This window comes from Acidithiobacillus concretivorus (assembly GCF_018853445.1).
Taxonomy (GTDB): domain Bacteria; phylum Pseudomonadota; class Gammaproteobacteria; order Acidithiobacillales; family Acidithiobacillaceae; genus Acidithiobacillus; species Acidithiobacillus concretivorus.
Genome location: NZ_JABELD010000145.1, coordinates 1 through 253, shown reverse-complemented (window position 1 = coordinate 253; position 253 = coordinate 1). Strand labels below are relative to the sequence as shown.

Genomic DNA, 253 nt, shown 5'->3' with positions numbered 1-253 from the left:
CTGGTAGTGGTAAAACGGACAAAGCCTATCTCTGGGTGTATCGCAGTCAGGCAGATGCCCCACATCCCATCGTGGTCTTTGATTATGCCCCAGACCGCAAGGGCATTCATCCGCAAAACTTCCTGGGCGACTGGAAAGGGATCCTCCAGACCGATGACTATGGGGGGTATGATGCCCTCTATCGCAAGGAGCAAGTCACAGAAGCCGGATGCTGGGCGCATGTGCGGCGCCACTTCTATGACGTGGAGCAGCG

1 protein-coding gene is annotated in these 253 nt (G+C 56.5%); it reads left to right on the top strand.

Annotated features, from left to right (window positions below):
* Positions 1–253, top strand: a 253-nt coding sequence (locus HJG40_RS14025; protein ID WP_215864771.1) for an IS66 family transposase, incomplete at both ends; no start/stop codon positions are given.